This window comes from Deltaproteobacteria bacterium (genome assembly GCA_016874755.1).
Lineage (GTDB): Bacteria > Desulfobacterota > Binatia > UBA9968 > UBA9968 > DP-20.
Genome location: VGTH01000094.1, coordinates 1 through 4,063, shown reverse-complemented (window position 1 = coordinate 4,063; position 4,063 = coordinate 1). Strand labels below are relative to the sequence as shown.

General features: G+C 60.2%; 3 protein-coding genes. All 3 read left to right on the top strand.

Annotation, left to right across the window (positions count from 1 at the left end):
* Nucleotides 1–232: 232 nt before the first annotated feature.
* On the top strand, nt 233–1,261 hold the full coding sequence (locus FJ145_26545) for a TAXI family TRAP transporter solute-binding subunit (GenBank protein ID MBM4264969.1): 1,029 nt from the start codon (nt 233–235) through the stop codon (nt 1,259–1,261).
* An 85-nt stretch (nt 1,262–1,346) separates the two neighbouring features.
* Nucleotides 1,347–2,372, top strand: coding sequence for a TAXI family TRAP transporter solute-binding subunit (locus tag FJ145_26540; protein MBM4264968.1), 1,026 nt, complete (start codon nt 1,347–1,349; stop codon nt 2,370–2,372).
* A gap of 96 nt (nt 2,373–2,468) precedes the next feature.
* The coding region (locus tag FJ145_26535; GenBank protein ID MBM4264967.1) for a TRAP transporter fused permease subunit at nt 2,469–4,063 on the top strand (1,595 nt) is incomplete at its 3' end.

Sequence of the window (4,063 nt, the reverse complement as noted above, 5' to 3'; positions counted from 1 at the left end):
CATCTCTTCGACCTTTTCACTGCGATTCGCAGAGCAGGGCGACCGCCGGTCGCCCCTACAAGGCGGCGTCGAAGCGGATATCTGTTGCCTTCGCTCCGGAAGAGTTTCACTTCGATCGCGCCGCAGCAATGAATAGTCCGGGCTAGGGCGACCGGCCGGTCGCCCCTACAAATCCATTGACCTGAATAGCCGTTTCGCATTAGAGTGGCCGCCGTTTCCAGGAGGCTGTTCTATGCGACAATCGGGTGGGTCTGTCGGTTTGCTCCTCGCGGCGTTGCTGTTGCTGTGCAGCGGCGTATCCGCCCAGCAGCTTCCCAAATCCGTCAACATCGGCTCCAATCCGCCCGGTTCGCTTTTTTACGCTCTTGCCGGCGGCCTGGCTAAAGTCGTCAGCGACTCCGCCGCTATCCAGGCGCAAGTTCAGCCCCACGCCGGCACCAGCACGTTTGTGCCGATGTTCGATACCGGAGAATTGGACTTCGGCGTCGTCAACGCCGTCGACATGGGCATGGTTTACCGCGGGCCAAAATTTCAAGTCGGGGGGCGCAATCCGTTCCCCCACGTCGCGAGCTCGCGTTTGATCATGCGCGGCTCACCGCTGCGTAGCAGTTTCATTGTGCGCAAAGATTCGCCGATCAAGACCTTGGCCGACGTCAAAGGCAAACGAGCCACGGGCGAATATCCGGCGCAATTGGCAGTCTGGTACAACATGTACGGGGCACTGTCGAATGCTGGTCTCACCTGGAATGACGTCAAAGTCGTGCCTGTGCCGGCGGTCAACGAAGGCGTCGACGCTCTGGTGCAAGGCCGCGCCGAAGTAACCACCCACGCCATGGGCTCGGCGAAATTGAAAGAAGCCGACGCCGCCGTGGGGATTCGGTTTCTCTCGCTCGATTGCTCCAAGGCGGGCGAAGAGCGCATCAAGAAAGCGATCCCGGGCTATTATTTATCGACAGTCAAAGCCGGCTCATCGTCAGGGGTCCTCGAAGACATCTGTGCGTATACCTATGACATCTATCTCGTCGGTCACGTGAAGCTGCCTGACGCGGTCGTCCGCAGCGTGCTGCAGGCGATCTGGGTGAATATCGACAAGCTGCCACAGTTCCACCCCGGCTTCGTTGAATGGACCAAAGTGCGCGCCGTCGATCCCGAGGTGACGCTGCCGTATCATCCAGCGGCCGTGCGATATCTTAAAGACGCCGGCGTGTGGTCTGCGAAAATGGACGCGGCGCAGAATAAGTTACTGGCGTGGAAACCGTGATTAATGGGATCGCGTCTAGGGTCTAGCGTCTGGTGTTTCCAACCCCAGACGCTAGACCCTAGACGACAAACAACCGTAGAAGGAGATGACAATGATCAAATCAATGGCGCTACTGACTACACTGTTTCTCTTGACCTATTCATCGGCCAACGGGCAAAAACTTCCCGCGTCGACCACCTTTGGTACCAACCCCGCCGGTACGGTTTTCTACTCGGTCGGTGCCGGCCTGGCGAAAGTGATCAGCGGTGCGACGCCGATGCAATCCGTCGTGCAGCCGTACACCGGCACGAGCACACTCTTGCCGCTGCTCGACAGCGGTGAGGTCGACTTCGCCATCGTCAACACGGTGGAAACCAATCTCGCGTTTCAGGGGCCGAACAAACTAAAAATCGGCGGGAAAAATCCGCTGCCGCACGTGCCCAACGCGCGGTTGATCATGCGCGGCTCGCCGCTGTTTGTCGGATTGGTCGGGCGCAAAGACGGCATTAAGAGCGTGCACGAAATCAAAGGCAAGCGCATGACCGGCGAGTATCCCGCCAATATCGCGATCTGGTACCACGGCTACGCCGCGCTGGCGAGCGCCGGTCTCACTTGGGATGATGTCAAAGTCATTCCAGTGCCAGCGCTCAACGAGGGCATCGATGCCGTTGTACAAGGCCGCGCCGACATCGCCATTCACTCCATCGGCGCCGCGAAAGTAAAAGAAGCCGACGCCGCCGTCGGCGCGCGCTACGTGCCCATCGATTGCAGCGCCCAAGGCGACGGGCGCATTCGCAAAGCTGTGCCCGGGTATGCCACGACCACGCTCAAGTCGGGGTTTTCCACCGGCATCATCACCGACACCTGCGTGCTCACCTACGACATCTACATGCTCGGCCACAAGGGTTTGTCCAATGACGTCGTCAATGCGAGCTTGAAAGCGATTTGGGACAACGTCGACAAGCTGCCGCCGCTGCACGCCCAGTTTCAAGAATGGACGCGCGAGCGCGCCGCGTCGGCCGACGTGACCGTGCCCTATCACCCGGCGGCGGTGCAGTTCTACAAAGAGAAGGGCGTGTGGAACGTCAAGATGGACGAGGCGCAGAAAAGGTTGCTGGCGGTGAACCCATGAAGGCGTTTAGAGTCTTGAGTCTAGCGTCTAGCGTCTAGCGTTTGTTCCGATCAACCCTAGACGCCAAACCCTAGACGTCAAACGGCGAACCCTACCATGAGCGACGACCTCGCGCCCACAACTCGCTTCAGAAAGCTCACCGGCGCCAGCGCCCTTCTGGCGCGCATGCTTTTGTGCGCGCTGACGCTGCTCGGCGCGCTCTGGGCGCTCGACGTGCACGAGCACTTGCCGTGGACGTTTTTCAAAGAGCAATACCTCGGGCTCTTTTTCGCGCTCGCCATGACGAGCATTTTTCTCAACGTCAAAGCACGCGCCGCCGACCCTGATGACAAGATCCCGTGGTTCGACTGGCTACTCGCGCTGTTGGGTTTGGTTGTCGGCGGCTTCGTCACGGTGATGTATCCGAGCATCGCCTATCGTTTGGCGGTGTTGTCGCCGGAAAGATGGCTGCTTGGCGGCGCGGCGATTTTGCTCATCCTCGAAGCGACTCGCCGCCTGGTGGGCTGGGCGCTGGTCTGGATCACCGTGCCGATCATTCTTTACGCCAATCTTGCCTATCTGTTTCCCGGCATGCTCAATGCGAAAGGTTCTTCCTGGCAGCGCATCGCCAGTTACCTCTACCTCGATTCCAGCGGCATCTTCGGTCTGCCGCTCGACGTCGCGGCGGGCGTCGTGGTGGCTTTTATCTTTTTCGGCCAGGCGCTCTACGCCGTTGGCGGCGATAGATTTCTCACCGACATCGCGCTCGTTCTGATGGGCCGCTACCGCGGCGGCACGGCAAAGGTTGCGGTGGTTTCGTCGACGCTCTTCGGCACGGTTTCCGGCAGCGCGGTGGCTAACGTGGTGGTCGACGGCGCCATCACCATTCCGATGATGAAAAAGAGCGGCTACCCGCCGCACACGGCGGCCGCCATCGAAGCGGTGGCGTCCAACGGCGGCCAGATCATGCCGCCGGTCATGGGCGTGGCGGCGTTTTTAATGGCCGAGTTCTTAAATATTTCCTACGGCGAAGTCGCCCTCGCCGCGGCGATTCCCGCTTGCCTCTATTACGTCGCGCTGTTTACCCAGATCGATCTCGAAGCCGCCAAGCTCGGCCTCAAGGGCATGCCGGCACACGAGATTCCCAAATTTCGCGACGTGATCGCGCGCGGCTGGGTTTTCATCGCGCCGCTTGGCGTGCTGGTCTATACACTGATGTTCGCCTTCTGGGAGGCGGGCAAAGCCGGCATGGCGGCGGTGATCGTCACCTTTCTGGTCGGCGCGCTGCGCCGAGACACGCGCCCAACGTTTAAGAGCATTCTCAGCTCCATCGAAGAAACCGGGAAGATTCTTCTCGACATCGTCGTGGTCACCGCGCTGGCCGGCCTCGTCATCGGCGCCTTTCAGCTCTCCGGCTTAACGTTCAAGTTCGCGCTCTTGCTCGTCAACATGGCCGGCGGCAGTACGATTGCACTGCTAATCATGACCGCCATCGTCTCGATCATCCTCGGCATGTCGCTGCCGACCACCGTCGTCTACATCATGCTCGCCGTGCTCGTCGGCCCGGCGCTTGTGCAGGTGGGCATCCCGCCGCTGGCGGCACACCTGTTCTTTTTCTATTTCGGCATGCTTTCGTTGATTACGCCGCCCGACTGCATCGCCACCTATGCCGCCGCGTCAATTGCCAGAGCCGACTTCTGGAAAGCTGGCTG

Bases quoted from the DNA above. Each gene is read 5' to 3' on its own strand.
- FJ145_26545 (MBM4264969.1), top strand. From the start codon at position 233: ATGCGACAATCGGGTGGGTCTGTCGGTTTGCTCCTCGCGGCGTTGCTG.
- FJ145_26540 (MBM4264968.1), top strand. From the start codon at position 1,347: ATGACAATGATCAAATCAATGGCGCTACTGACTACACTGTTTCTCTTG.